The sequence below is a fragment of the Streptomyces sp. NPDC091271 genome (genome assembly GCF_044757505.1).
Lineage (GTDB): Bacteria > Actinomycetota > Actinomycetes > Streptomycetales > Streptomycetaceae > Streptomyces.
Window position 1 is genome coordinate 934,316 of sequence record NZ_JBIVVD010000002.1, and the last position, 23,914, is coordinate 958,229.

The 23,914-nt window shown below is 72.4% G+C and carries 20 protein-coding genes and 1 pseudogene; 12 read left to right on the forward strand and 9 right to left on the reverse strand.

Annotated elements, in window-relative coordinates; all coding sequences use genetic code 11:
• The first annotated feature begins 2 nt into the window (after positions 1-2).
• Both ACIQM3_RS11340 and ACIQM3_RS11345 read left to right on the forward strand, forming a co-directional pair.
• The gene (locus tag ACIQM3_RS11340; protein WP_401622093.1) at positions 3-653 is read left to right on the forward strand and encodes a response regulator; all 651 of its coding nucleotides are present in this window, start codon (positions 3-5) and stop codon (positions 651-653) included.
• 198 nt (positions 654-851) lie between these two features.
• Positions 852-2,009, forward strand: a complete 1,158-nt coding sequence (locus ACIQM3_RS11345; protein ID WP_401622096.1) for an ROK family protein — start codon at positions 852-854, stop codon at positions 2,007-2,009.
• Between the two features lie 114 nt (positions 2,010-2,123).
• Here ACIQM3_RS11345 and ACIQM3_RS11350 read toward each other — a convergent pair whose 3' ends face one another.
• Together ACIQM3_RS11350 and sigJ are read right to left on the reverse strand one after the other, a co-directional pair.
• Complete coding sequence (locus tag ACIQM3_RS11350; RefSeq protein ID WP_401622098.1) at positions 2,124-2,891, reverse strand: GntR family transcriptional regulator; 768 nt, start codon at positions 2,889-2,891, stop codon at positions 2,124-2,126.
• A 289-nt stretch (positions 2,892-3,180) separates the two neighbouring features.
• On the reverse strand, positions 3,181-4,065 hold the full coding sequence (gene sigJ / locus ACIQM3_RS11355; protein ID WP_401622100.1) for an RNA polymerase sigma factor SigJ: 885 nt from the start codon (positions 4,063-4,065) through the stop codon (positions 3,181-3,183).
• Between the two features lie 145 nt (positions 4,066-4,210).
• On the opposite strand from sigJ, the gene ACIQM3_RS11360 reads away from it, so the two are divergent.
• Entirely contained in the window at positions 4,211-5,074 is an 864-nt protein-coding gene (locus ACIQM3_RS11360; RefSeq protein WP_401622103.1) for an alpha/beta fold hydrolase, read from the forward strand.
• A 63-nt stretch (positions 5,075-5,137) separates the two neighbouring features.
• Here ACIQM3_RS11360 and ACIQM3_RS11365 read toward each other — a convergent pair.
• A pseudogene (locus ACIQM3_RS11365) lies at positions 5,138-6,085 on the reverse strand (DMT family transporter); the annotation flags it as partial.
• Between ACIQM3_RS11365 and ACIQM3_RS11370 the strand changes: the two are divergent.
• The 3 genes from ACIQM3_RS11370 (at position 5,983) to ACIQM3_RS11380 (ending at position 10,790) form a co-directional block, all read left to right on the forward strand.
• Positions 5,983-7,473 carry a PLP-dependent aminotransferase family protein gene (locus ACIQM3_RS11370; protein WP_401622106.1) on the forward strand — a complete coding sequence of 497 codons (1,491 nt, stop codon included), beginning with the start codon at positions 5,983-5,985 and terminating at the stop codon, positions 7,471-7,473. The pseudogene ACIQM3_RS11365 and the gene ACIQM3_RS11370 sit on opposite strands and share 103 nt — an antisense overlap.
• Positions 7,474-7,649: 176 nt before the next feature.
• Complete coding sequence (locus ACIQM3_RS11375; protein ID WP_401622109.1) at positions 7,650-9,230, forward strand: alkaline phosphatase D family protein; 1,581 nt, start codon at positions 7,650-7,652, stop codon at positions 9,228-9,230.
• A 165-nt stretch (positions 9,231-9,395) separates the two neighbouring features.
• A complete protein-coding gene (locus ACIQM3_RS11380; protein ID WP_401622429.1) occupies positions 9,396-10,790 on the forward strand; it encodes a GNAT family N-acetyltransferase in 1,395 nt (464 codons plus the stop codon).
• Here the strand turns inward: ACIQM3_RS11380 and ACIQM3_RS11385 are convergent.
• On the reverse strand, positions 10,720-11,940 hold the full coding sequence (locus ACIQM3_RS11385) for a trans-sulfuration enzyme family protein (RefSeq protein ID WP_401622112.1): 1,221 nt from the start codon (positions 11,938-11,940) through the stop codon (positions 10,720-10,722). The genes ACIQM3_RS11380 and ACIQM3_RS11385 overlap by 71 nt on opposite strands.
• A 59-nt stretch (positions 11,941-11,999) precedes the next feature.
• Here ACIQM3_RS11385 and ACIQM3_RS11390 point away from each other — a divergent pair, with 59 nt between their 5' ends.
• The 3 genes from ACIQM3_RS11390 to ACIQM3_RS11400 all read left to right on the forward strand — a co-directional run bounded on the left by ACIQM3_RS11390 (position 12,000) and on the right by ACIQM3_RS11400 (position 15,179).
• Entirely contained in the window at positions 12,000-12,482 is a 483-nt protein-coding gene (locus ACIQM3_RS11390; RefSeq protein WP_362927799.1) for an Lrp/AsnC family transcriptional regulator, read from the forward strand.
• A gap of 56 nt (positions 12,483-12,538) precedes the next feature.
• On the forward strand, positions 12,539-14,227 hold the full coding sequence (locus tag ACIQM3_RS11395) for a DUF885 domain-containing protein (RefSeq protein ID WP_401622115.1): 1,689 nt from the start codon (positions 12,539-12,541) through the stop codon (positions 14,225-14,227).
• A gap of 82 nt (positions 14,228-14,309) precedes the next feature.
• Positions 14,310-15,179, forward strand: a complete 870-nt coding sequence (locus ACIQM3_RS11400) for an ATP-grasp domain-containing protein (RefSeq protein WP_401622118.1) — start codon at positions 14,310-14,312, stop codon at positions 15,177-15,179.
• Between the two features lie 175 nt (positions 15,180-15,354).
• Here ACIQM3_RS11400 and ACIQM3_RS11405 read toward each other — a convergent pair whose 3' ends face one another.
• From ACIQM3_RS11405 to ACIQM3_RS11415, 3 genes are all read right to left on the reverse strand, one after another.
• Positions 15,355-18,408 (reverse strand): AAA family ATPase, encoded by a 3,054-nt coding sequence (locus ACIQM3_RS11405; RefSeq protein ID WP_401622121.1) that lies wholly within the window; start codon positions 18,406-18,408, stop codon positions 15,355-15,357.
• Positions 18,405-19,571: an exonuclease SbcCD subunit D gene (locus tag ACIQM3_RS11410; RefSeq protein ID WP_401622124.1), complete on the reverse strand. Its 1,167-nt coding sequence runs from the start codon at positions 19,569-19,571 to the stop codon at positions 18,405-18,407. Before ACIQM3_RS11410 ends, ACIQM3_RS11405 begins: the two co-directional genes overlap by 4 nt.
• Positions 19,572-19,703: 132 nt before the next feature.
• Complete coding sequence (locus ACIQM3_RS11415) at positions 19,704-20,339, reverse strand: YigZ family protein (RefSeq protein ID WP_401622126.1); 636 nt, start codon at positions 20,337-20,339, stop codon at positions 19,704-19,706.
• Positions 20,340-20,421: 82 nt separating this feature from the next.
• Here ACIQM3_RS11415 and ACIQM3_RS11420 point away from each other — a divergent pair, with 82 nt between their 5' ends.
• Complete coding sequence (locus tag ACIQM3_RS11420) at positions 20,422-20,838, forward strand: CoA-binding protein (RefSeq protein ID WP_401622129.1); 417 nt, start codon at positions 20,422-20,424, stop codon at positions 20,836-20,838.
• A gap of 82 nt (positions 20,839-20,920) precedes the next feature.
• A complete protein-coding gene (locus ACIQM3_RS11425; RefSeq protein ID WP_401622132.1) occupies positions 20,921-21,730 on the forward strand; it encodes an aminoglycoside N(3)-acetyltransferase in 810 nt (269 codons plus the stop codon).
• A gap of 27 nt (positions 21,731-21,757) precedes the next feature.
• Here ACIQM3_RS11425 and ACIQM3_RS11430 read toward each other — a convergent pair whose 3' ends face one another.
• Together ACIQM3_RS11430 and ACIQM3_RS11435 are read right to left on the reverse strand one after the other, a co-directional pair.
• On the reverse strand, positions 21,758-22,312 hold the full coding sequence (locus ACIQM3_RS11430; protein WP_401622134.1) for a YbaK/EbsC family protein: 555 nt from the start codon (positions 22,310-22,312) through the stop codon (positions 21,758-21,760).
• A 31-nt stretch (positions 22,313-22,343) separates the two neighbouring features.
• Positions 22,344-22,928, reverse strand: coding sequence for a helix-turn-helix domain-containing protein (locus ACIQM3_RS11435; protein WP_401622137.1), 585 nt, complete (start codon positions 22,926-22,928; stop codon positions 22,344-22,346).
• Positions 22,929-23,021: 93 nt separating this feature from the next.
• Between ACIQM3_RS11435 and ACIQM3_RS11440 the strand changes: the two genes are divergently transcribed.
• The gene (locus tag ACIQM3_RS11440) at positions 23,022-23,888 is read left to right on the forward strand and encodes an EamA family transporter (RefSeq protein WP_401622140.1); all 867 of its coding nucleotides are present in this window, start codon (positions 23,022-23,024) and stop codon (positions 23,886-23,888) included.
• The last annotated feature ends 26 nt before the right edge of the window (positions 23,889-23,914 follow it).

Genomic DNA, 23,914 nt, shown 5'->3' on the forward strand with positions numbered 1-23,914 from the left:
GCATGCCGGTCACCGTACTTCTCGTCGACGACGAACCTCTGGTGCGCGCGGGACTCCGCGCGGTCCTGGAAGCGCAGGACGACATCGAGGTGGTGGGTGAGGCCGCAGACGGTGCGGCCGTGATCCCTCTCGTCAGCAGCCTCCGGCCGGACGTCGTGGCCATGGATGTGCGCATGCCCTTGATGGACGGCATCGAGGCGACCCGGCTGGTGCTGCGCACCGTTGCCGATCCGCCGAAGATCCTGGTGGTGACCACGTTCGAGAACGACGAGTACGTGTATGAGGCGCTGCGCGCGGGAGCGGACGGGTTCCTGCTCAAGCGGGCCCGGCCCGCGGAGATCGTCTACGCGGTGAGGCTGGTGGCGGAAGGTGAGTCGCTGCTGTTCCCCGCCGCGGTCCGGCAGCTCGCGGCGGACTACGGCACGAGACAGGCACGGGACGCGATGGTCCGGGCGGCGCTCACCGACCGCGAAGCGGCGGTGCTCCGCCTGATGGCACGGGGCCGGTCCAACGCGGAGATCGCCGCAGAGCTCGTGGTGGGCGTGGAGACCGTGAAGACACATGTCAGCGCTGTGCTCGCGAAGTTGGGCGCCAGGGACCGCACACAGGCGGTGATCGCGGCCTACGAGTCCGGCTTCGTAGCGCCCAGCTGACCCTCCCAGCTCCCCCGCCGGCCCTCGATGCGCCCCTCCAGCCCATCGCAGCTCCACGCCGGCCCTCAGCTCCGCTCCGATCGGGGTCGCGCCCGGGCCCGGACCGGTTCCGGTTGTCTCTCTCCGGGTGCTGGTCGCCGAGGTGAGAGTCAGCGAGTACGATCCGGCAGACATGGGCACGACCTGGGAGGACACACGGTGGGCAGGCTGACCGGTGGGGACCCGTCTCTGCTGCGGAGGATCAATTCCGCGGTGGTGCTGCACGCCCTGCGAGGGGCGGATTCGCCCACGCTCACGGACCTGACCCGCATCACCGGCCTGTCGCGCCCCACGGTCGAAGGTGTCGTCGAGGGGCTCTTCGCGGCGGGCCTGGTGGTGGAGGCGCTGCCCGACGAAAGCGGAACCAGGCGCCAGGGCCGGCCTGCCCGACGGTTCAGGTTCCGTGCCGAGGCCGGGTACCTGCTGGGCATCGAGATAGGCCCGCACCGGGTCTCCGCCCTGCTGTCCGGACTGGACGGCCGGATCGTCGGCGCGGGCTCACGGGACGTCTCCGAGACGGCGTGCGCGGATGACAGACTCGACCAGGTCAGAGGCATGATCGCCGATCTGCTGCGCCGCACAGGGGTGCAGCGGAGCAGCTTGCGCGCGGTCGGAGTGGGAAGCCCCGGCATCGTGGAGGCCGACGGCACCGTCCGGCTGGGCACCGCACTGCCGGACTGGACCGGTCTCGCGCTCGGCGAAAGGCTGCGGCGTTCCTTCCGGTGCCCCGTCCTGGTGGAGAACGACGCCAACGCGGCTGCGGTGGCCGAACACTGGAAGGGCGCGGCGACCGAGTCGGACGACATCGTCTTCGTCCTGGCGGGCTTGAGTCCGGGCGCCGGGTCTCTGATCGGCGGGCGGCTGCACCGCGGGTTCGGTGGTGCGGCCGGAGAGATCGGCGCGCTGCATCTCCTCGGCCGCGATGTCACACCGGAACACCTGCTCTCCACGACGGACACCCCGCTGGACCCTCTGGACGAGCACGCCGTCGCCGCGGTCTTCGCCAAGGCCAGGCACGGCGACGCGGGGGCCCAGGCCGCGGTCGCACGGTTCATCCAGCGTCTGGTGCACGATGTCGCGGCTCTGGTGCTGGCGCTCGATCCGGAGCTCGTGGTCATCGGCGGTTGGGCCGCCGGGCTGGACGGTGTTCTCGACCCGCTCCGCGACGAGCTCGCCCGCTACTGCCTGCGGCCGCCGAGGGTGACCCTCTCCCTCCTCGGGGAGGCGGCTGTCGCCACCGGCGCACTGCGGCTGGCCCTGGACCACGTGGAGGAACAGCTCTTCGCCGTGGAAGGAACGGTGACGGCCCGCCGCTGACAGCGACGGGCCGTGAGGAAACGGGATCGGACCGCGGCACCCGAGCGGGAAGCCCGGGGCGGACACCCGTCCGGGAACCAGGCCCGAAGACGGCGGGGCAAGCCCCCCGGCACGTCAGGAGGCTTTGCGCTCCTGCTCATCGTGGCTGATCTCCAGCGCGCCGGAATCCCCGAAGGTGAGCCGGCAGGTGTCGGCCCTGTACGTGGCTACAGAGACCGCTGCCGTGCCTGCGGCGGCGAGATGCCGGGTGGTGACCACGAGAACCGGGGCGCCGGGGAGCCGGTCGAGCTCCTTCGCGTCGTCCGCGCGGGCCGAACCGAGTTCGACCGAGCGGTCCTGGCCGTCGAGGTCGATGCGGTGCAGTTCCCGCAGGACTTTGCGGGCCCGGACAGGCCCTGACGGCGCTTCGATGGCTGACAGTTCGGGCACGGACGACGTCGGTACATAGAGGAGTTCGGCCGCCACAGCCTGCCCTTGAGCGACCCGGATGCGGCGCACCACGTGCACAGGTTCCCCTGCGTCAGTGCCGAGCAGCGCGGCGACCGCGGCAGGAGCGGTGCCCGTGACGCACTCGATGGGCTGCCATGCCTCGTCCGTGTCGCCGCCCGCCCAGCCCTGCTGTGCGGTGGCGACAGCCACTTTGACCCGGGGCGGGGCGACGGTGGTGCCCACGCCGCGGCGCCGCTGGAGCCTGCCTTCGAGTTCGAGCTGCTCCAGCGCCTGGCGGAGGGTGGCCCTGGCTACGCCGAAGCGCGCCGCGAGATCCCGCTCGTTGGGCAGTACCTCTCCCACCGCGAAGTCCGAGTCGAGTGCCTCACTGAGCACGGTCTTGAGGTGCCAGTACTTCGGCTCCTGCACCGCTTCCAGCTGCGTGGTCCCCACCCTGTCCTCCGCATCCGCCCGGTGGCTTGTATTCCGCGACGTTATTTATTAAAGGTTCCTGCCTTATCGTTCAGACCTTAGGACGGCGAACCACCTTGGTCAAGACCAATCCTCGCCCCGTAACGCAGCGAAACGATCCACTGCCGCAGAGCGTTCACGGGACGTTCGCGTGGTGACGGGCGCAGGCAACACGGAGCCCCACGGCCTGCACCATCGGTGAGGGTCGTGGGGCTGTGTGTGGGCGCGTGATTTCCCGGACCGGGGCTTCCCCCCTCGCCACCGACCCGCGTCAACCCGCGCGCACCGCGGCCAGTTTGTCCGGGTTGCGAATGACGTAGACGCACTGGATGACTCCGTCGCCGATCTCGGCCTGGAACACCGTGTCCACCTCTCCCTTCACACTGAACACCAGGGCGGGGCCGCCGTTGAGTTCCAGAATGCGGACCTCCGTCGCGGCAGGCCGGTCCTGGCCCACCGCGATGAGGAAGCGGCCGACCTTGTCAGCCGTCTCGATGATCCGCCTCGGCGCCTTCGCCTTGCCTCCGCTGTCGCTGACGAGGCGCACGTCGGGAGCCAGCAGAGCGAGCAGTTGCTCCAGGTCCCCGCCCGAAGCGGCGGCGAGGAAACGCTCGGTGAGATCGCGCCGCACGGCCGGGTCCACGTCGTACCTCGGCTTGCGCTCGTCCACGTGGCGCTTGGCGCGGCCGGCGAGTTGCCGCACCGCCGCTTCGGACCGGTCGAGAGCGGCGCCGATCTCCGCGTACGGGAAACCGAAGGCCTCGCGCAGGACGAAGACGGCACGCTCCAGCGGGGAAAGGGTCTCGAGGACGACCAGCACGGCGAGGGACACGGAGTCGGCGAGCACCACGCGTTCGGTGGAATCGGGGACGGCCGGACCGAATTCGGTGACCACGGGTTCGGGCAGCCACGGCCCCACGTACGCCTCGCGCCGGGACCTCAGGTGGCGCAGCCGGTCGATGGCCAGACGCGTGGTGATCCGGACGAGAAAGGCCCGCGGCTCCCGCACGTCCTCACGCTCTGCCGAAGACCAGCGCAGCCACGCCTCCTGCACCACGTCCTCGGCGTCGGCGACGCGGCCGAGCATGCGGTAGGCGACCCCGGTGAGGAAGGGCCGGTGTTCTTCGAAGAGATCGGTCACGGTGTCGGCAGTCACTCATCCATCCCAGCCGACACGTCCGAGGGTGTCCAGCGGGAATCACGCCCGCCCCTTGAACTACGAGCTACCCGGCGGTAATCATTGCTGACGAGGCGTCTCATTCCTTCCGCCCCGACCCGGCAGGCTCGTCCAGAGGAGCAGCATGGCCACCACGATCTCGTTCGCAGTGGGCTCTCCCGTCGGCCCGCGCACGGTCGATGTGTCGTACGAACGGACCGGTTCGGGCGAACCGTTGGTGCTGTTGCACGGCATCGGCCATCACCGTCAGGCGTGGGACCCGGTCGTGCGCATCCTGGCGGTCGAGCGGGACGTCATAGCGGTGGACCTGCCCGGGTTCGGCGCCTCACCGGCGCTTCCGCAGGGGCTCGACCATGACCTGCGGACCATGGTTCCGGTGCTCGGCTCGTTCTTCGACGCGCTCGGCGTGGCGCGGCCGCATGTGGCCGGGAACTCTCTGGGAGGCCTGCTGGCGCTGGATTTGGGCCGCGAGAAGCTCGTTCGTTCGGTGACGGCGCTGTCCCCCGCGGGCTTCTGGACCCGGAGCGAGCGCCGCTACGCCTTCGGGGTGCTGCGGGCGATGCGTGGAGCAGCCCTCTCGATGCCGATGCCGCTGATCGAGCGGCTTTCCCAGAGCTCGCCCGGCCGGGCCGCGCTGACCAGCACCATCTACGCTCGCCCCGGCCGCCGTTCACCGGGCGCGGTCGTGTCGGAGACCGTCGCGCTGCGCGAGGCCACCGGTTTCCGGCAGACTCTGGAGGCCGGTCTGACCGTCGCGTTCACCGACGACGTACCGGACGTCCCCGTCAGCATCGCCTGGGGCGACAAGGACCGACTGCTCCTGCGTCGGCAGGGCGTCAGGGCCAAGCGCGTGATACCGGGAGCGCGACTCGTCCGCCTTCCGGACTGCGGCCATGTCCCGATGAACGACGACCCGGCCGCCGTCGCGCGGGTCATCCTCGACACGAGCCGCCGACGCACGGGGGCCGCCCCGTCCCAGAACGCCTGAGCCCAGCACCACCCCCAGACCCACCAGAAGGCTTCCCACGCCCTGACCCACGCCGTACGTCCCCGTACCGACCAGCGGTGCGGTCAGCGCGGCCGATACGGGGATCAGCCCGGAGAAGAGCGTGGCCCGCTCGGCCCCGATGCGCCGCATACCGCTGTACCAGCACACGAAGCCGATGACGGTGACCACCGCGGCCTGCCAGAGCAGCGCCAGGGCCTCCCCCACGGTGGGCGTCCGCAGAAGGCCTCCCCCGTCGAGCAGGACGCCGAGCAGCGCTGATTCCACGGCCGCCACGGCGCACACGACCGCCGACAGCAGTTTCGGTCCGAGGGGGCGCAGCACCGGCACGGCGAGTACCGCGAAGCCGACCTCACCGCCGAGTGCGCCCACCGAGTAGAGGACGCCCGCGAGGTCGGTCCGGCCCCAGCCCTGGACGGTGAACGCGCCGACGGCGACCAGGCCCGCCGCGCACAGGACCGCCCGGGTGGGGCGGCGCCCTTCCAGGATGGGTACGAGGACGCCGACGACGATGGGCGCGCACCCGACGAGCACTCCCGGTACAGCCGGTTCGGCCGTACGTTCCGCCGCCAGGACGGCGAGGTTGAAGCCGACCATCCCGATGGCGGCGAGAGCTCCCAGGCGGCCCCACTGCCTCCGGGTGAGCGTCCTCAGGACGGCGGCGGGCCGGGGGCCGCCGGAGCGCAGCAACGGCAGGAGCAGCAGTGCGGCCAGGCCGTACCGCACTGCCTGCCCGCCCGCGTACGGGTAGTCGCCGAGAACACTGTTCGCCGTGAAGGAGGCGCCTACGAGGGTGCAGGCGAAGGCCGCGAGGAGGGCTCCGCGCAAGGGAGTTGCGTTCATGAGGGCGACGCTAGAGTCCGTGGTGGTCCCGTTTAAGGTCCACTTCCATGACTTCTTCGGGGACCAATCCACCGCCCGGCCCGGCCTCGTACGACGGGGGCGAGGGCGGGGGCGCTTCAGCCGCCTGGGAACTGCTGCTTCCCGCCGCATCCGCCCCCGCCCGCCGGCGGGGACGCGCGCTGCAGTCGGCCCTTCGCGATGCCGTGCGTTCGGGCCGTCTGCCGGCAGGCACCCGGCTGCCCGCCAGCCGTGAGCTCGCCGCCGATCTCGGGGTGTCGCGCGGCCTGGTGACCGAGGCGTACGAGCAGCTGACGGCGGAGAGTTACCTTCGCGCCGGCCGGGGCGCGGGCACCTGGGTGAGCGGAGCGGTGAGGCCCGCCGCGCAGGGAGCACGGGATCTGTCACCGCGGGCACCCGGCCCCCGTGTGGTGGACTTCCGTCCGGGTACCCCGGACCTCGCGCTGTTCCCGCGGGGTGCCTGGGCGGCGACCCATCGCACGGTCCTGGACCGGCTGCCGCACAGCTCCCTCGGCTACCCGGATCCGCGCGGCCTGCCGGAACTGCGCGTGGCGCTGGCCTCCCTCCTCGCCAGGCGCCGGGGCGTGGTGGCCGATCCGGAGCGGCTGGTGGTGTGCTCGGGGGTGGCCCAGGCCACGACTCTGCTGGGGTTCGTCCTGCGCGAGCGCGGCGAGGCAGCGGTCGGTGTCGAGGATCCCGGCAGCCCCGAGCACGCCTCGTTGTTCGCCTCCACCGGTCTGAAGACGCTTCCGCTGCCGCTCGACGACGAAGGGCTGGCGGTGGAACCGCTGCTGCGCTCCGGTGTGCGCGCGGTGGTCACGACCCCTGCTCACCAGTTCCCCACCGGCATCGCGTACTCCTCCGGACGGCGCGGCGCACTGCTCGACTGGGCCCGGCGCACCTCGGGCGTGATCATGGAGGACGACTACGACGGCGATTTCCGCTACGACCGGGCGCCGGTCGGGGCCCTGCAGGGTCTGGACCCGGAACATGTCGTGTACACCGGCTCGGTCAGCAAGTCCCTGGCTCCCGGCCTGCGGCTCGGCTGGCTCATCGCCCCCGCCTCGATGACCGACGCCATCGTCGCCCGGAAGCGCACGATGGACCTGGGCAACCCGTCGGTCGACCAGGCGGTACTGGCGGACTTCGTCGCCGGCGGCGGCTACGACCGGCAGCTGCGCCGCTGTCAGCGCGCGTACCGGGAGCGCCGTGACGCCATGACGGAGGCCCTGTCCGCTCACTTCCCCGGGGTGGAGGTCAGCGGGATCTCCGCGGGTCTGCACATCATCGCCCGGCTGCCGGAACGATTCGGGCCGCAGGACGAGTTCCTGCGGCGGGCGGCAGCCGCAGGCATCGCGCTGCGTGCGCTGAGCGACTGCACGGCGGGCGGGGCGCGGGACAGCACGGTCCGTCTGGTGCTCGGTTACGCGCACCTGGCGCCCGCCGTCGTGGAGCACGGTGTCCGGCTCCTGGCCGAGGCGGTCCGGCACGGCCGGGCGCCGCAGGCCCCGGCGGTCTAGGCGTAGGGACGGGAGGGCGGAAGGGCATAGGGGCGTAGAGGCGTAGGGGCGGACCGCCGACCGGCTGTTCATCTGCGGTTGGCGTGCCCGCCGCCGCCGGGTACTAGGCATAGGGCTGCAATCAGCCTGTACGCCCCCGCTGTCCCGGCAGCCCTCTCGCCCATGGAGGCGCATCCATGTCGCACCGTCCCCCCGTCCCGGTCCCCGGCCGCCGCACCGTGCTGCGTGGCTCGCTCCTGGCCTCGGCGGCGGTCGCCGTGCCGGCCGCGGTCACCACGGCTCCCGCTTTCGCGCTGTCGGGCCGGCCGAGCGCCTCCTGGGGCGTGCAGGTCGGTGATGTCACGGCGTCGTCCGCCCTGGTGTGGGTCCGTTCGGACCGCCCCGCGCAGATGGTGGTGGAGACATCCGCGACCGAGTCCTTCCGCCGCCCCCGCGCATGGCACGGCCCGCTGGTCGACGCCGGTACGGACTTCACCGGCACGACCCCGCTGTACGGGCTGCCGGCCGGCGAGCAGGTGCACTACCGCGTCACGCTCGCGGACCCGCACGACCCGCGTCGCACGGGCAAGCCGGTGTACGGAACCTTCCGCACGGCACCGGCCCGCCGGCGTGACGGGGTGCGTTTCCTCTGGTCCGGCGACATCGCGGGGCAGGGCTGGGGCATCAACCCCGACATCGGCGGCTACCGGGTGTACGACGAAATGCGCCGCCTGGACCCGGACTTCTTCCTCTGCAGCGGCGACAACATCTATGCCGACGGGGTGATCGAACCCAGCGTGACGCTGCCCGACGGGCGGATCTGGCGCAACATCACGACCCCGGAGAAGTCGAAGGTCGCCGAGACCCTGGACGAGTACCGCGGGAACTTCCGGTACAACCTGCTCGACGACAACCTGCGGGCGTTCAACGCGCAGGTTCCCTCCGTCGTCCAGTGGGACGACCACGAGGTGCGGAACAACTGGTACCCGGGACAGATCCTCGACGACGTCCGCTACACGGAGAAGAACGTGGACCTGCTCGCGACGCGCTCGATGCGGGCGTTCCGCGAGTACTTCCCGGTTACGACGCTCCAGGGATCGCCGGACGAGCGGCGCATGCACCGCGTCGTGCGGCACGGTCCGCTGCTCGATCTGTTCGTCCTGGACATGCGGTCCTTCCGCAACGCCAACTCCCCCGGCCGGCAGCCCGACGACGCCCAGGGCATCCTCGGCACCGAGCAGCTGCGCTGGCTGAAGCGCGAGCTGTCGCGGTCCCGTGCGGTGTGGAAGGTGATCGCCGCCGACATGCCGCTGGGGCTGGTGGTCCCCGACGGTGCCACGGACTTCGAGGCGGTCGCACAGGGCGACCCGGGCGCGCCGCTGGGGCGCGAACTGCAGATCGCGGAGCTGCTGCGCTACATCAAGCACCGGCGTATCACCGGGACCGTCTGGCTGACGGCCGACGTGCACTACACCTCCGCCCAGCATTACGCCCCCGAGCGCGCGGCCTTCAAGGACTTCGCACCGTTCTGGGAGTTCGTCTCGGGCCCGCTGGCCGCGGGCAGCTTCCCCGCCAACGCGCTGGACGGGACGTTCGGCCCGGAGCGGGTCTTCGTCCGGGCGCCCGACCGGCAGAACGTCTCTCCCATGGAGCAGCCGCAGTTCTTCGGAGAGGTCGACATCGACGGCGGGAGCGGGGAGCTGACCGTGCGGCTCAGGGCGCAGGGCGGCACCGTCCTGTTCAGCAAGGTGCTGCAGCCGGGGCGCGCCGGGCAGTGAGCTCCTCCACCCGGTGGACACCGGGTGGAGGACCGGCTCGTCGGCGGTGCGAGGGCGAGGACATGAAAAAGGTGCTGAAGGCGACCAGATCCACACGTAACCCATCAGTCACAATGCGTTCGTGATCAGGCAACACCGTTCGGTCACAGTGAAGGCATGACTGATGTGACATCCGCGAAGAGTGCCCGCCGTCCGCACCACTGGCGGCGGGACCTGATCGAGCTGGCCGCCCTCTTCACAGCCGTAGCCGTGGCCGACGCGATCGCCAACCTGATCGGGCACCAGCCCGACGGGCCCTATCTGCTCATGGCGTCGGCCGTGGCTCTGGCCGCCACGGCCGCCTTCCACACATGGTGGGCGCGGCGGCACAGCCACGCACCACCCCCGGACACCGATACCGGCGCCGGTCCGGAGCTTCCCTCCGCCGACGCCGAAAAGGCCGAAGAGAACGACAGGCCTGCCGAAACGGTGCTCTGGCGGATGCGGACGACCGTGCGGGACGCGCCGGGTGCCCTGGCCGCTCTCTGCATCGCCCTGGCCCGTCACCGCATCGACATCCTGACCCTGCAGACCCACCCACTGGCCGAGGGCACCGTCGACGAGTTCCTGCTGCGTGCGCCCGCGACGCTGCCGGCCCAGCAGCTCACCCGGGAGGTCTCCGCCGCCGGTGGGTCCGCCACCTGGATCGAGCGCGCGGACGCCCACGACCTGGTGGACACGCCCACCCGGGTCCTCGGCCTCGCCACCCGGACCGCGCTGGACGCGGCCGAACTCCCCCTGGCCCTGCGCCAGCTCCTGGGCCGGTGCACCATCCACTCCCTGCCCGCCCTGTCCATCACCGGCCGCCCCACCGGGGAGAGCGCACCGGTGGAAGGTGTCCTCGAGGAGACCGTGATGAGGCTGCGCGATCCGTCGGGCGGTGTCATCACCGTGGAGCGCCCCTACCTCCCCTTCACCCCGACGGAGTTCGCCCGCGCCCGTGCGCTGGTCGAGCTCGACGCGCGGCTCGGCCCGCGCGTCCCGCGCAGCGAGGACGTCCTCACCCTGCCGGAGGGCAACGAGATCACCGTGCGCCGCGCGGACCGCGGGGACCTCGACGCGGCCCTCGCCATGCACGAACGCTGCTCCGAGCACACCCTCGGGCTGCGCTACCACGGTCCTGTCCGTGACGCCGACCGGTATCTGGACCACCTGCTCAGCCCTCGTTTCGGCCGCACGCTCGCCGTGCAGACGGCCTCCGGCCGGCTGGTGGCGCTCGGTCATCTGCTCTGGGACGGGGACGAGACCGAGGTCGCCCTCCTCGTCGAGGACGACTGGCAGCGCCGCGGCATCGGCTCCGAGCTCCTCGGCCGGCTGGTGGCCCTGGCCGTCGAGGCGGGCTGCGAGAGCGTCTACGCGGTGACGCAGGCCCACAACACGGGGATGGTGGCCGCCATGCGGGCGCTCTCGCTGCCTCTCGACTACCAGATCGAGGAGGGCACCCTGGTCATCACCGCGCGGCTGTCCGCGGTTGCTGCCCAGCAGTTCGCACCGCCTGCGGACCAGCGCTTCCGTCACTGAGCGCCTGGCACAGATCCGCCCAGAGGTCCTCGACGTCCTCGAGGCCCACGGACATACGCAGCAGACGGTCACCGACACCGGCGGCCCTCCGGTCTCCCTCACCCACGATGCGGTGGCTGATGGAGGCCGGATGCTGGATGAGGGTGTCCACGCTGCCGAGGCTCACGGCGGGCGTGATCAGCCGGACCCCCGCGATGACCCTGTGCGGGTCACCGAACACCTCGAAGGACACCATCGCGCCGCCCACCTCCGGGTAGTGCACGCGGGCGACGCGGGGGTCGGCCGAGAGCCGGCGGGTCAGTTCGCCGGCGGAGGCCGAAGCGGCCCGGATCCGTACCGGCAGGGTGGACAGCCCGCGCAGCAGCAGATATCCGGCCATCGGGTGCAGCACTCCCCCGGTGGCGAACCGGACCTGCCGCAGGGTCGCGGCGAACTCCTCGTCGCAGGCGACGACTCCGCCCATCACATCGCCGTGACCGCCCAGGTATTTGGTGGCACTGTGCAGCACGATCCGGGCCCCGTGTTCGAGGGGCCGCTGCAGCACGGGCGTGGCGAAGGTGTTGTCGACGAGGAGCGGCACGGAGCCGCAGGAGTGCGCCACGGCCCTGATGTCGATCTCGGCCAGCGTCGGGTTGGCGGGCGTCTCGACCATCACCAGGCCGGTGTCCGGACGGATCGCTTCGGCGATGCCCGCCGGATCCGTCCAGGTCACCTCGGTGCCCAGCAGCCCGGCGCTCAGAAGGTGGTCGCTGCAGCCGTAGAGCGGCCGCACCGCGACCACATGACGCAGCCCCAGGCTCGCGCGGGACAGCAGGACGGCGGTGAGCGCCGCCATCCCGCTGGCGAACGTGACTGCGCTGCCCGCGCCTTCCAGCCGGGCCAGTGCCGTCTCGAAACGGCCCGTCGTCGGGTTGTCGAGCCGTGCGTAGACGGGCGGGCCGTCGGGCCTGGCCCCGGTGGTGGCGAAGGCGTCGATGCGCGCGGCCTCCCCCCGGGAGTCGTACGAGGGATAGGTGGTGGACAGATCGATCGGCGCGGCGTGCAGGCCGAGAGAGGCGAGGTCGTCGCGTCCGGCGTGCACGGCTTCGGTGGCGAGCGCCCTGGACCGGAAGGAGGGCTGGGATCTCAGCGAGGAGGCTTCGGTGTCCATGTCACCAGCCTGAACAGCAACCGGCCCGAGGCACCAAGATGCCGTGCTACGTTCGCCCGATGCCTGAATCCGTCGTTCTCGATCCGGTTGATCTCCACATTCTGCGGCTGCTGCAGAACGATGCGCGGACGACGTACCGGGAGCTGGCCGCAGAAGTGGGAGTGGCCCCGTCCACGTGTCTGGACCGTGTGGCCCGGTTGCGCCGGTCCGGTGTCATCCTCGGACACCGGCTGCGGCTCGATCCGGCGCGGCTCGGCCGGGGCCTGGAGGCGCTTCTGCTGGTTCAGGTCCGGCCGCACCGCAGAGAACTCATCGGCCCCTTCGTCGAACGGATCAGGGCGCTGCCCGAGTCCAGGGCGTTCTTCCACCTCACCGGACCCGACGACTATCTGGTGCATGTGGCCGTCGCCGATCCGACGGACCTGCAGCGCCTGGTGCTGGACGAGTTCACCTCACGCCGCGAGGTCGCACGCGTGGAGACCCGGCTGATCTTCCAGCAGTGGGAGTGCGGCCCTCTGATGCCGCCCGCGACCGGCGCGTGATCCCGAAGTCCTTTTCCCCGTGACGTGAAGGCCCTCTCCGTACGAGGATGTCCCACATGTCAGACACATCGAGCAGCGCACTGCCGCGCCAGGTCGCCGACGCCTACGTCGACGCATACATCGAACTCGACCCGATCACAGGTACCTATCTCGGTGTCGCGGAAAGCTCCCGTCGGCTGCCCGATTTCTCGCCCGCCGGCCAGGCCGCCATGGCCGGACTCATCCGCAGCACCCTCGGTGAACTCGACGCCGCCGAGCAGCTGCCGGGCGCGGACACCGACGAGGAGAGGCGGTGCGCGCGCCTGCTGCGGGAGCGCCTGACGGCCGAACTCGCCGTCCACGAGGCCGAGGAGGGGCTGCGGGCCGTCTCCAACATCCACTCCCCCGCGCACAGCCTCCGCGACGTGTTCTCGGCGACGCCGACGGCGACGGACGAGGACTGGGCCGCGGTCGTGGACCGGCTGCGGGCGGTACCGGCGGCTCTGGAGGGGTACCGCGCGTCGCTCGCCCTCGGTCTGGAGCGCAAGCTGTACGGCGGCCCCCGTCCGGCCGCGACGTTCATCGGCCAGCTGGGGACCTGGGCCGGGGAGGACGACGGGCCCGGATTCTTCCAGGACTTCGTGGCCGGGGGACCCGCTTCACTGCGCCCGGAGCTGGACGAAGCGGCCGGGCAGGCCGCCGCGTCCCTGGTCGCCCTGCGGGACTGGATGAGGGATGTCTACGCCCCCGCGATCGAGGGCGCCCCCGACACGGTGGGCCGCGAGCGCTACGCCCGCTGGGCACGCCAGTTCAACGGCACGGATCTGGATCTCGACGAGGCGTACGCCTACGGCTGGTCCGAATACCACCGGCTGCTGGCCGAGATGAAGACCGAGGCGGACAAGATCCTCCCCGGCGCGGGCCCCTGGGAGGCGCTCGCCCATCTCGACGTGCACGGTAAGCACATCGAGGGCGTGGAGGAGGTCCGTGTCTGGTTGCAGAGCCTGATGGACGAGGCCATCGAGGCGCTCGACGGGACCCACTTCGAACTCGCCGAGCGCGTCCGGAAGGTGGAGTCCCGGATCGCTCCCGCCGGCGGTGCCGCGGCTCCGTACTACACCGGGCCGTCCGAGGACTTCTCGCGGCCGGGCCGCACGTGGCTCCCCACCATGGGCGAGACCCGGTTCCCCGTGTACGACCTGGTGTCCACCTGGTACCACGAGGGCGTTCCCGGCCATCACCTGCAGATCGCGCAGTGGACGCATGTCGCGGACAGCCTCTCCCGCTACCAGGCGTCGGTCGGCCAGGTCAGCGCCAACGCGGAGGGCTGGGCGCTGTACGCCGAGCGGCTCATGGACGAACTGGGCTTCCTGCCCGACGCCGAGCGCCGCCTCGGCTATCTGGACGCGCAGATGATGCGCGCCTGCCGGGTGATCGTCGACATCGGCATGCATCTGGAGCTGGAGATCCCCGGCGATTCCCCGTTCCATCCCGGTGAGCGGTGGACGCCGGCTCTGGCCGAGGAGTTCTTCGGCAGCCACAGCGGCCGGCCCGCCGACTTCGTGGAGAGCGAGCTGACCCGCTACCTCTCCATGCCGGGGCAGGCCATCGGCTACAAGCTGGGCGAGCGTGCCTGGCTGCTGGGCCGGGAGAACGCGCGGAAGGCACACGGCGACGCGTTCGATCTCAAGGCCTGGCACATGGCGGCCCTGTCGCAGGGGTCGCTCGGCCTGGACGACCTCGTGGAAGAGCTGTCCAGGCTCTGATCCCGGCGGTGCGGGGCCGGTGCGCGCCACCGGACCCCGCACGCCTCCCTCCCCCGCCGACAGCCTGAAGGATGATGTCTACGTGCCTGCGCCCGGCTTCCTGTTCTGCCGCGACCCCCTGCGGCCGCGGCACCCTGATCCGGCTTTCGCCGAGGAGGCGTCCGCGGCGCGGCGCGCAGGTGCGCGGACCGTCCTGGTCGACCACGACGCGCTGCTCGCCGGGGATCCGGAGACGGCCGTCGGCCGGGTGCCGCGGGACTCGGGGCCGTACTGGTACCGGGGCTGGATGATTCCGCCCGCCCGCTACGGGGAGCTGGAGCACGCACTCGCCGCCCGTGGCTGCTCGCTGCTCACCGACGCCTCCGCCTATCGCACCGCGCATGAACTCCCCGGCTGGTACGAGGTGTTCGCCGAACTCACCCCGCTCAGCGTCTGGCGTGCCGTGGCCGCCGGTGAGGCGCTGCCCGAGCCGTCCGTGTGGTCGGGCCTCGCCCGGGGTCTCGGTGCCGGCCCCGGAATCGTCAAGGACTTCGTGAAGTCCCGTAAGCACGAATGGGATGAGGCGTGCTTCGTCCCGGAGCTGGGGGACGTGGAACGGCTCGCTCGCGTCGTCGAGCGGTTCGTCGAACTGCAGGGGGACTTCCTGGCCGGTGGCGTGGTGCTGCGCGCGTACGAACCGTTCGTGCCGGGCGGGGAGGCACGGGTGTGGTGGGTGGACGGCGAGGCGGTGCGGGTGACGGCTCATCCGGACACGCCCGGCCTGCTACCCGCACCCGCCCTCGACGCCGTCGGCGAGGCCGTGCGCGCTCTCGGCTGCCGGTGGGTGACCACGGACATGGCGCTGCGGGAGGACGGCGCGTGGCGGGTGGTGGAGGTCGGTGACGGTCAGGTCAGCGGCCTGCCCGCCGGGGACGCCGGCGAGAGCCTGTTCGGCGCCCTCACCGGTACCTGACGGCATCCGGGGGCGTGCCCCGCTTCAGCACACCCCGCAGGCGTAGGCGCGGGCAGGTAGGTGGGCGGGGAGGCAGGCAGCGACGGGGTGGGCCGGCAGAGGTCACGGGGGATCGGCACCCTCTGCTCCGTGACCACAGCATCGTGTACTCCCTCGCCCCTCCCCCCTCGGGCGATCAGCCGCTGAGCGTGCCGGCCGCCCGGTGGACCACCGCCGATCCGTGCCGCTCCTTGACCACCTCGAGCTGGGCGGGGATGCGACGGCGCAGGTCGGCCACATGGCTGACGATCCCGACACTGCGGTCGCGTTCGCGCAGCGAGTCCAGGACGTCGAGCACCTCGTCCAGCGTCTGGTCGTCCAGGCTGCCGAAGCCCTCGTCGATGAAGAGCGTGTCCAGACGTACTCCGCCCGCCTCGTCCGTCACCACATCGGCGAGGCCGAGCGCCAGCGCGAGCGAGGCGAAGAAGGTCTCCCCGCCGGACAGCGTGGCCGTGTCGCGCTCCCGGCCCGTCCAGGAGTCGACGACGTGCAGTCCGAGCCCCGCCCTGCGGGCCCCGCTGCGCTCGTCGGAGTGGACCAGCGTGTAGCGGCCCGCCGACATCCGCTGGAGGCGGGCCGTCGCCGCGGCGGCCACCTGTTCGAGGCGCGCCGCCAGTACGTACGCCTCCAGCCGCATCTTTCGCTCGTTGTCCGCGGAGGTGCCCGCGGTCAGGCCGGCGAGACGAGCCACCCTCTCGTACTCCTGGCGCAGGGGGCCCAGGGCGCGAACCTCCTCCTCCGCGCGCCGGGAGAGCCGGCCGAGCTCCACGCCGCGCTCCTCGGCGGCAGCGTGCGTCGCGGCGCTGTCGCGCAGCACCTTCGCGGACCGGTCGTACGCCTCCTGGGCCGCGTCCGGCTCCGCTGACGGCCGGCCGGCTGCGGCCCGGGCGTCCTCCTCGGCCAGCCGGTCGGCGACCGTGGCGGCCTCCGTCTGCCAGGCGTCGATGCGGTGCTGCAACTCCCGCTGCGCGGTGTCGCCCAGGAGCTTCGCGGCGGCGGCCTCCGGGGTGGCGAACCCGGCCCTGAAGGCGGCGTCGGCGAGCCTGCCGTCGGCCTCCTTGAGCCGCTCGGCCGCGTCCTGCTCCACCCGGAGCGCCTCGGCGGCGTCGGCCAGCAGCCCGGCACGGCGCTCCAGGAGCCCGGCGCGTTCGGCCACGGAGTCACAGGCACCCCGAGCCTTCACCATCTCGGCTGTCAGTGCGGACTGTTCACGGTCGAGTGCTTCCCGCTGAGAGGTGCGGGCAGCTCCACGCCGCTCGGCCTGCTGCCGGTCGTCGAGGCGGCCGAGGTGCTCACGCTCGGCGGCGGCGAGTGCTTCCCTTGCCGCGTGCGTCCCCGCGGCGAGGCGGTGCGCGTCCGCGTGGTCCTGGGTCAGGCGGTCGACGACGGCCTGCAGTCCGGCCACGGAGGCCTGGGATCGGCCGGCCGGCCCTGTGGCCCCGTCCACGTCCTCCGGGTCCGCCGCCTCCGCCCGGGCCGCGGCGAGGCGTTCGCGCACCACCCCGAGCTCGTTCTCCGCCTCGGCACGGTCCCGGTCCGCCCGCTGGTGGGCGGCGAGCGCCGCCTCCTCCGTGGCCCGGTCCACGTGGCCGGCCTCCGCGCGGGCCGGCTCCGGGTGCTCCGCCGAGCCGCACACCGTACAGGCGACGCCGTCGACGAGCCGGCCCGCCAGTTCCGCGGCGATGCCCCTCAGCCGCTGCTCCCGCAGCACGAGCCACTTCTCGTGCGCCTCCACGGCACGTTCGCGGGCCGCTGTCAGGGCCGCCACCGCGGTCTCCTCCCGGACACCCAGGGCGTCACGGCGGCGTGCCGCCTCCAGCCTCCTGCGTGCGGGGTCGAGGCGGCCGGCCAGCTGTTCCGCGCGGGTCGCGGCCTCCTGCGCCGTCTCGACGCGCTCCCTGAGGCTCCGGTGGGTGGCGTCCCAGCCCGCCAGCCACTGTGCCGCCTCCTGGATCAGTTCGTCGTCGGAGCGGGACTGCCTTTCCAGGCCGGAGCGTTCGGCGTCGATCTCCCGGCTGCGTCGTTCGGCCCGGCGTGCGGCGTCGAGTGCGCCCAGCTCCGCCCGCAGTCCGCGTTCCTTGCCGGCCAGCTGCTCGAAGCCCGCTTCGGCCAGTTCTGGAGGCAGCGTCGCGCGGGACCGATCGCGGGCCTCGACAGCCCTGCGATGGGCCCGCTCCGCCTCGTCACGCAGGTCGAGCGCCGGCGCGACCAGGTCCGCCTTGCGCGCGCGGGTCAGCTGTTCGTGGCAGCGGTCGCGTTCCGCACGGCGGTCCTCCAGCCCCGCGGCACGGCGTCGGGTCTCCTCGTAGCGCTGCTGGAGCCGGGCGAGTTCACGCTCGGTTTCGAGTGCGCGGCGGGTGGCGGCGGCCCGGCTCTCAGCCCCGGCCAGGACGCACCGGGCGATGTCGGACCGTTCACCGGCTCCGCTGCGCGCGACGGCGGCCCACTGCAGGACCCCTTCGGCGAGACCGGGCTCGCCCGGCCGCGCGTCCGGCAGCGTCACCTCTTCCGCCGTCGGGCCGGCCGCCTGGGCGATGCGCTGGGCCAGGGCGAGGATCTGCTCGTCCCCTGCCTTGACCCGCGCTTCGGCCGCGCGTCGCAGTTCTGCCAGGCGCTCCTCGACGGCGGCGAAGCGACGGGTGTCGAAGAGGCGGCCGAGCAGCCTTCCGCGCGCCTCGGCGTCGGCGCGCAGAAACCGCGCGAAGTCGCCCTGCGGCAGGAGTACCACCTGACAGAACTGGTCCCGGCTCATCCCGATGAGGCCGCCGATCTCCTCGCCGATCTCCTGGTGGGAGCGGCTGAGAGCCTTCCAGCCGTGTTCCGGGTCGTACTCGCGCAGCCAGCTCTGCGCCTTCTCGGTCGTGAAGCCGCCGCCCCTCTTCTTGGGGCGGGGCTGGGCGGGCCGCCTGGTGATCTCCAGGCGGCGCCCTCCCACGGTCAGCTCCAGGCACACTTCGGTCGGCAGGTCCACCGGGGCGTGGTCACTGCGCAGTGAGGTGCCGGGGCTCTGCCGGGCGCCGGGCACCGCCCCGTACAGGCCGTAGCAGACGGCGTCGAGGACGGAGGTCTTGCCCGCGCCGGTGGGGCCGTGCAGCAGGAAGATCCCGGCCGAGGACAGTGCGTCGAAGTCGACTTCCTGGGTGGCGCCGAAGGGCCCGAACGCGGTCAGGGTGAGCTTGTGCAGCCTCAACGGGACACCTCGTCCACTCCGTCGCCCACCCGTACGTCGTCGAAGACGGCGCGCAGCACCGTCCGTTCCTGTGCGCTGGGTCCGCTTCCGCCGCGTACATGGGCCACGAAGTCCTCCGCCACCTGCTGGTCGTCACGCCCCTGCAGCCGCTGGGCGTACGACGCGAGGGGGTCCTGCGGGGAACGCTCGGGGTCGAAGACCAGGCTGAGGGTGTGCGGGAAGCGCTCCGTCAGCCGGGCCATCGGCTCGTCCGGCCGCGCCGGGTCCGTGAGTGTGGCCTCCACCCAGGACTCCTGGTGCCGCTCGAGGGCCGGGTCCTCGAGGAGCGTGCCGAGGCGTCCGCGGAGCCGTGCCAGCGTGCGCGGCGCAGGGCAGTCGACACGTTCGGCGACCAGGTCCCCGCCGGGGCCGAGGTCGATCAGCCACATCGTCTTGCGGTGCGTGTGCTCGGAGAAGGAGTACGCGAGGGGCGAGCCCGAGTAGCGCACGCGCTCCGTGACCGTCTGGCAGCCGTGCAGGTGGCCGAGTGCGACGTAGTCGACGCCGTCGAAGACTCCTGAGGGGACGGCGGCGACACCGCCCACGGTGATGTCGCGTTCGCTGTCGCTGGGTTCGCCGCCCGCCACGAACGCGTGGGCGAGAACCACGGACCTGGTGCCGTCCGGCCGGGCGGCGAGGTCGGCCCGAACCCGGTCCATCGCCGCGGTGAGGACTGCTTCGTGCCCCGCCTTCGAGGCACCCAGGCTGTCCCTCACGAGTGCCGGCTCCAGATAGGGGAGGCCGTAGAACGCCACGTCACCGTGCGCGTCGTGCAGCACGACCGGAGTGGCGCAGTCGGCGGGGTCGGTACGCAGATGGATCCCCGCCCGGGCGATCAGCCCGGCGCCGACGCCGAGCCTGCGGGCCGAGTCGTGGTTCCCGGAGATCATTACGGTCGGCACACCGGCGGCGGCGAGCCGGTGCAGTGCGTCGTCGAAGAGCTGGACCGCCGGGAGCGGCGGCACGGCCCTGTCGTAGACGTCGCCCGCCACGACGACCACGTCGACGGCGTGCTCGCGCACCGTCCCGACGAGGTGGTCGAGGTAGGCGGCCTGGGCGTCGAGCATGGAGACGCGGTGGAAGGACCGCCCCAGATGCCAGTCCGAGGTGTGCAGAATCCTCATGCCATCACTCCGGCTGCTCCGACCCGCATGTTCCACTTCCTCCGCCCCCGGGACCGGACCGGTCCGCACGCCGCACGCCGCGGATTTCCGCGGCCGGCCCGACCACGCTAATGCCGCGCGGCCCCGGACCCCTCATCCGCCCGGGACATCCCCGTACGCCTCGCCGCCCGGTTCGAGCGTCGCGGAGCCTGCCGTGGCGTCGGCCAGCCAGGCCCTGAAGCCGTCGACGTCGGCGTCCGGCACCCCGATGGTGATGGTCACAGCCTCCGCGTAGGTCACGTCGCGGACGTCCACTCCGGTGGCCCGCAGGTCGTTCTCCAGCTTGCCCGCCCGCTGGTGGTCTACGGTGACGGTGGCGAGGCGGAACCGGCGGCGGGTGGTCGTGCCCAGCGTGTCGAGCGCTTCGCCGACCGCTCCTCCGTACGCCCGGATCAGTCCGCCCGCTCCGAGCTTGACGCCGCCGAAGTAGCGGGTGACGACGGCGACGGCGTACCGCACCTCCCGGCGCATGAGCATCTGCAGCATGGGGACGCCTGCCGTCCCGCCGGGCTCCCCGTCGTCACCGGCCTTCTGCACGGAGGCGTCGGCGCCGATGACGTAGGCGAAGCAGTTGTGGTTGGCGGTGGGGTGTTCCTTGCGGACGCGCGCGATGAACTCCTGCGCCTCCTGCTCGGTGGCGGCGGGGGCGAGCGCGCAGAGGAAGCGCGATCGGCTGACCTCGGTCTCGTGCACGCCCGCGCGGGCGACTGTCCGGTACTGCTCCTGCATCGGTCCACCCTATGCGCCGGGCCGCCCCGCACTTTCACCCTCCCGTGGGGAATGGTCCGGCGGGACCGTCCGTTGTCAGGGCATGTACGCAGACGACGAGACGGTTCGCAGGATTCTCCAGGACACGGGCGACACGTGGGCGGTGGTCGGCCTGTCGACCAACCGCTCCCGCGCGGCCTATGGGGTGGCGGAGGTCCTCAAGCGCTTCGGCAAGAGGGTGGTGCCCGTCCACCCCAAGGCGGAGCCGGTCCACGGCGAACAGGGGTACGCCTCGCTGGCGGACATCCCCTTCCCCGTCGACGTGGTTGATGTCTTCGTCAACGGCGACCTGGCGGGCGGCGTCGCGGACGAGGCGGTGGCGGTGGGCGCGAAGGCGGTCTGGTTCCAGCTCGGCGTGATCGACGAGGAGGCGTACGAGCGCACGCGCGCCGCCGGTCTCGCCATGGTGATGGACCGCTGCCCCGCGATCGAGATACCCCGCCTGGACGCTCGTCACTGAAGCCCTCTCGGGGCGGCCTCCGGCAGGCGCCGCGCCCGCCGCCCGGAAGGCGTGGTGTCGCGGAAGGGCTCCGGCGGGGAGAATGTGCGCTGTGACACAGCATCTCCTCCTCGGCGGTGAGCGCGCCGCCACCCAGCTGTACGAGCTCGGCCTGCGGCGGGGCGGCGTCCTGCTGGTGCACGCCTCGATGCGCTCGGCGGGCGGTGACGCGGGGAGCATGACCGATGCGCTGTGCAGGACTCTGGGCCCGGAGGGGACGCTGGTCGTCCCTGCCTTCACCCCGGAGAATTCCGACACCTCGCGCTCCTACCTGGACCGGGTCCGCGGCCTGAGCGACGAGTCCCGCGCCGAGGTGCGTGCGTCGATGCCGGCATTCGACCCGGCGACCTCTCCGGCACCCGGCATGGGCGCGCTCGCCGAGTCGGTGCGGCTGGCTCCGGGCGCGCTGCGCAGCACCCACCCGCAGACCTCGTTCGCCGCCCTCGGCCCGGCGGCGGAGAAGCTGTTGTCGGGCCACCGCCAGGACTGCCACCTGGGCGAGGACTCCCCCCTCGCCCGGCTGTACGAGGCGGACGCACAGGTCCTGCTGCTGGGCACGGGCTTCGACAGCTGCACCGCCTTCCACCTCGCGGAGTACCGCCGCCCCGCTCCGCCCCGCCGTCTCTACCGTTGTGTGGTGGTGTCGGAGGGCGGACGACGCTGGTGGGAGTACGAGGACATCGCCCTGGACGACAGCGACTTCGCCGCACTCGGGGCCGACTTCGTCCGTGCGCGGGCCGGAGTGGTCCGCAACGGCCGGGTGGGGACTGCTCGGAGCCGCCTGTTTCCCCTCCGCGCAGCTGTGGACTTCGCCACGCAATGGCTCAGGGACCGTCGGCCCGACGGCTGTTGAGCGTCCCCGCCGGCCGCCGCCGGCCCCTCAGACGCCGAGGCCCTCCAGGACGACTGCTCCCGGCAGAGCGGCCAGCGCCTTGCCCGGGACGATCAGCTTGCCGCGGCGGCTGCCGCTGCCGATCAGGACCCACTCCTCGTCCGCCACCGCGGGGTCGACCAGGAGTGGCCAGGCCGCCGGGAGGCCGATGGGGGTGATCCCTCCGTACTCCATGCCGGTCTCGCCCACGGCCGCGTCCATCGGGGCGAAGGACGCCTTACGGGTGCCGAGGTGCTTGCGCACCACCCCGTTCACGTCGACCCGGGCGCGCGACAGCACCACGCACGCGGCCAGGGTCGTGTCACCGCCCCGCTTGCCCGCCACCACCACGCAGTTGGCCGACGTGTCGAGCAGCTCCGGGCCGTAGTGCTCGGCGAACACGGCCGTGTCGGCGATCTCGGGGTCGGTGTCGACGTGGAGCACCGACTCGGCGGGGATACCGCCCCAGCCGGCCGCGACCGCTTCCGCGACGGGAGGGACGAGCAGGTCCAGCCGGTCGGCGGCGGGGGCGGCATCGCTGAAGATGCCCAGGAGTGAGCGCATGCCGCTCACGCTAACAGCCCTCATGCGCTGCTCACTTGCTCACGCGGCGGACCGGTGGGATCGAGACCGCCATGGTCAGGTCGGCGGGCTCGGGACCGTCGTTGCGGTAGCTGTGCGGCACGTGCGCCTCGAACGTCGCCGAGGTGCCGGCGGGCACCACGTGGGTCTCGCCGTCGACGATCAGGGTCAGCTCTCCCGCCGTGACGTGCAGGAGCTCCACCGTCCCCTCGGGGTGCGGGTCGGAGGCGCTGCTGTCGCCGGGCATCAGATGCCAGGACCAGAGCTCGATCGGCCCCCTGGCCTCCGTGCCCACCAGGAGCGTGGTCGAACTGCCCGCCTCCGTCGACCACATGCGCACCGCCTGGTCCTCCGGCACCAGCCGCACCTGGGACCCCTGCTCGTAGTCGAGCAGGGTGGTGATGCTGACGCCCAGCGCGTCGGCCAGCTTGACGGTGGTGCCGACGCTCGGGTTCGTACGGGCCTGCTCGATCTGGATGATCATGCCGCGGCTGACCCCCGCCCGTGCCGCGAGAGCGTCCAGGGTGAAACCGCGCTCGCCCCGCCAGCGCTTGAGGTTGCGGGCGAGCGACTGCGTCAGCTGATCGAGGTCAGACACATTCCGTCCAATATTCTGGATGACAGAGTCGAAAATACTGCACTACCGTGTGGTGTCCCCACCCGACCATCAGACTGTACTGCGAGGCACCCGATGACAGCACTGTTCGCCCTGGCCACGAGCCTGCTGTGGGGGTTGGCCGATTTCGGCGGCGGCCTGCTGACCCGGCGCACCCCCGCCCTCACCGTGGTCGTCGTGTCGCAGTGCATCGCCGCCGTCGTCCTCGGGACCGTCGTGATCGCGACCGGCGGCTGGAGCGAGGCCGGGGGCCGCCTCTGGTTCGCGGTCGCGGCGGGGGCCGTCGGCCCGGTCGCGTTGCTGAGCTTCTACAAGGCCCTGGCGCTGGGCCCGATGGGCGTGGTCTCCCCGCTCGGCTCCCTCGGAGTGGCGGTCCCGGTCGGAGTGGGGCTGCTGGTCGGCGAGCGGCCCGGGCTGCTGCAGTTCGCCGGGGTGGCGGTCGCCGTCGCGGGGGTCGTCCTGGCCGGCGGGCCGCAGTTGCGCGGCGCGACGGTGCAGCGCCAGGCGGTCGTGCTGACCCTGCTGGCCGCTTTCGGCTTCGGAGCGGTGATGACCCTGATCGCGGAGGCGTCCACCACCGTGACCGGTCTCTTCCTCGCCCTCTTCGTCCAGCGGCTCACGAACATCGCGGTAGGCACGACGGCGCTGTACGTCTCCGTACGCCGGGGCGGCCGCGCGCTGCCCGAGGACGGCGGGGCGGCCGCCGTCCGGGCCGCGCTCCCCGCACTGGCCTTCGTCGGGCTCGCCGACGTCGCGGCCAACGGCACGTATTCGATCGCCGCCCAGCACGGACCGGTGACGGTGGCCGCCGTCCTGGCCTCGCTGTATCCGGTGGTGACGGCGCTGGCGGCGCGAGGCGTGCTGGGTGAGCGACTCCGCGGGGTCCAGGCGGCGGGCGCGGGCCTGGCCCTGCTCGGGACCCTCCTGCTGGCGACGGGCTGAGGGGCTCCTGGCACGGACGGGCGGGG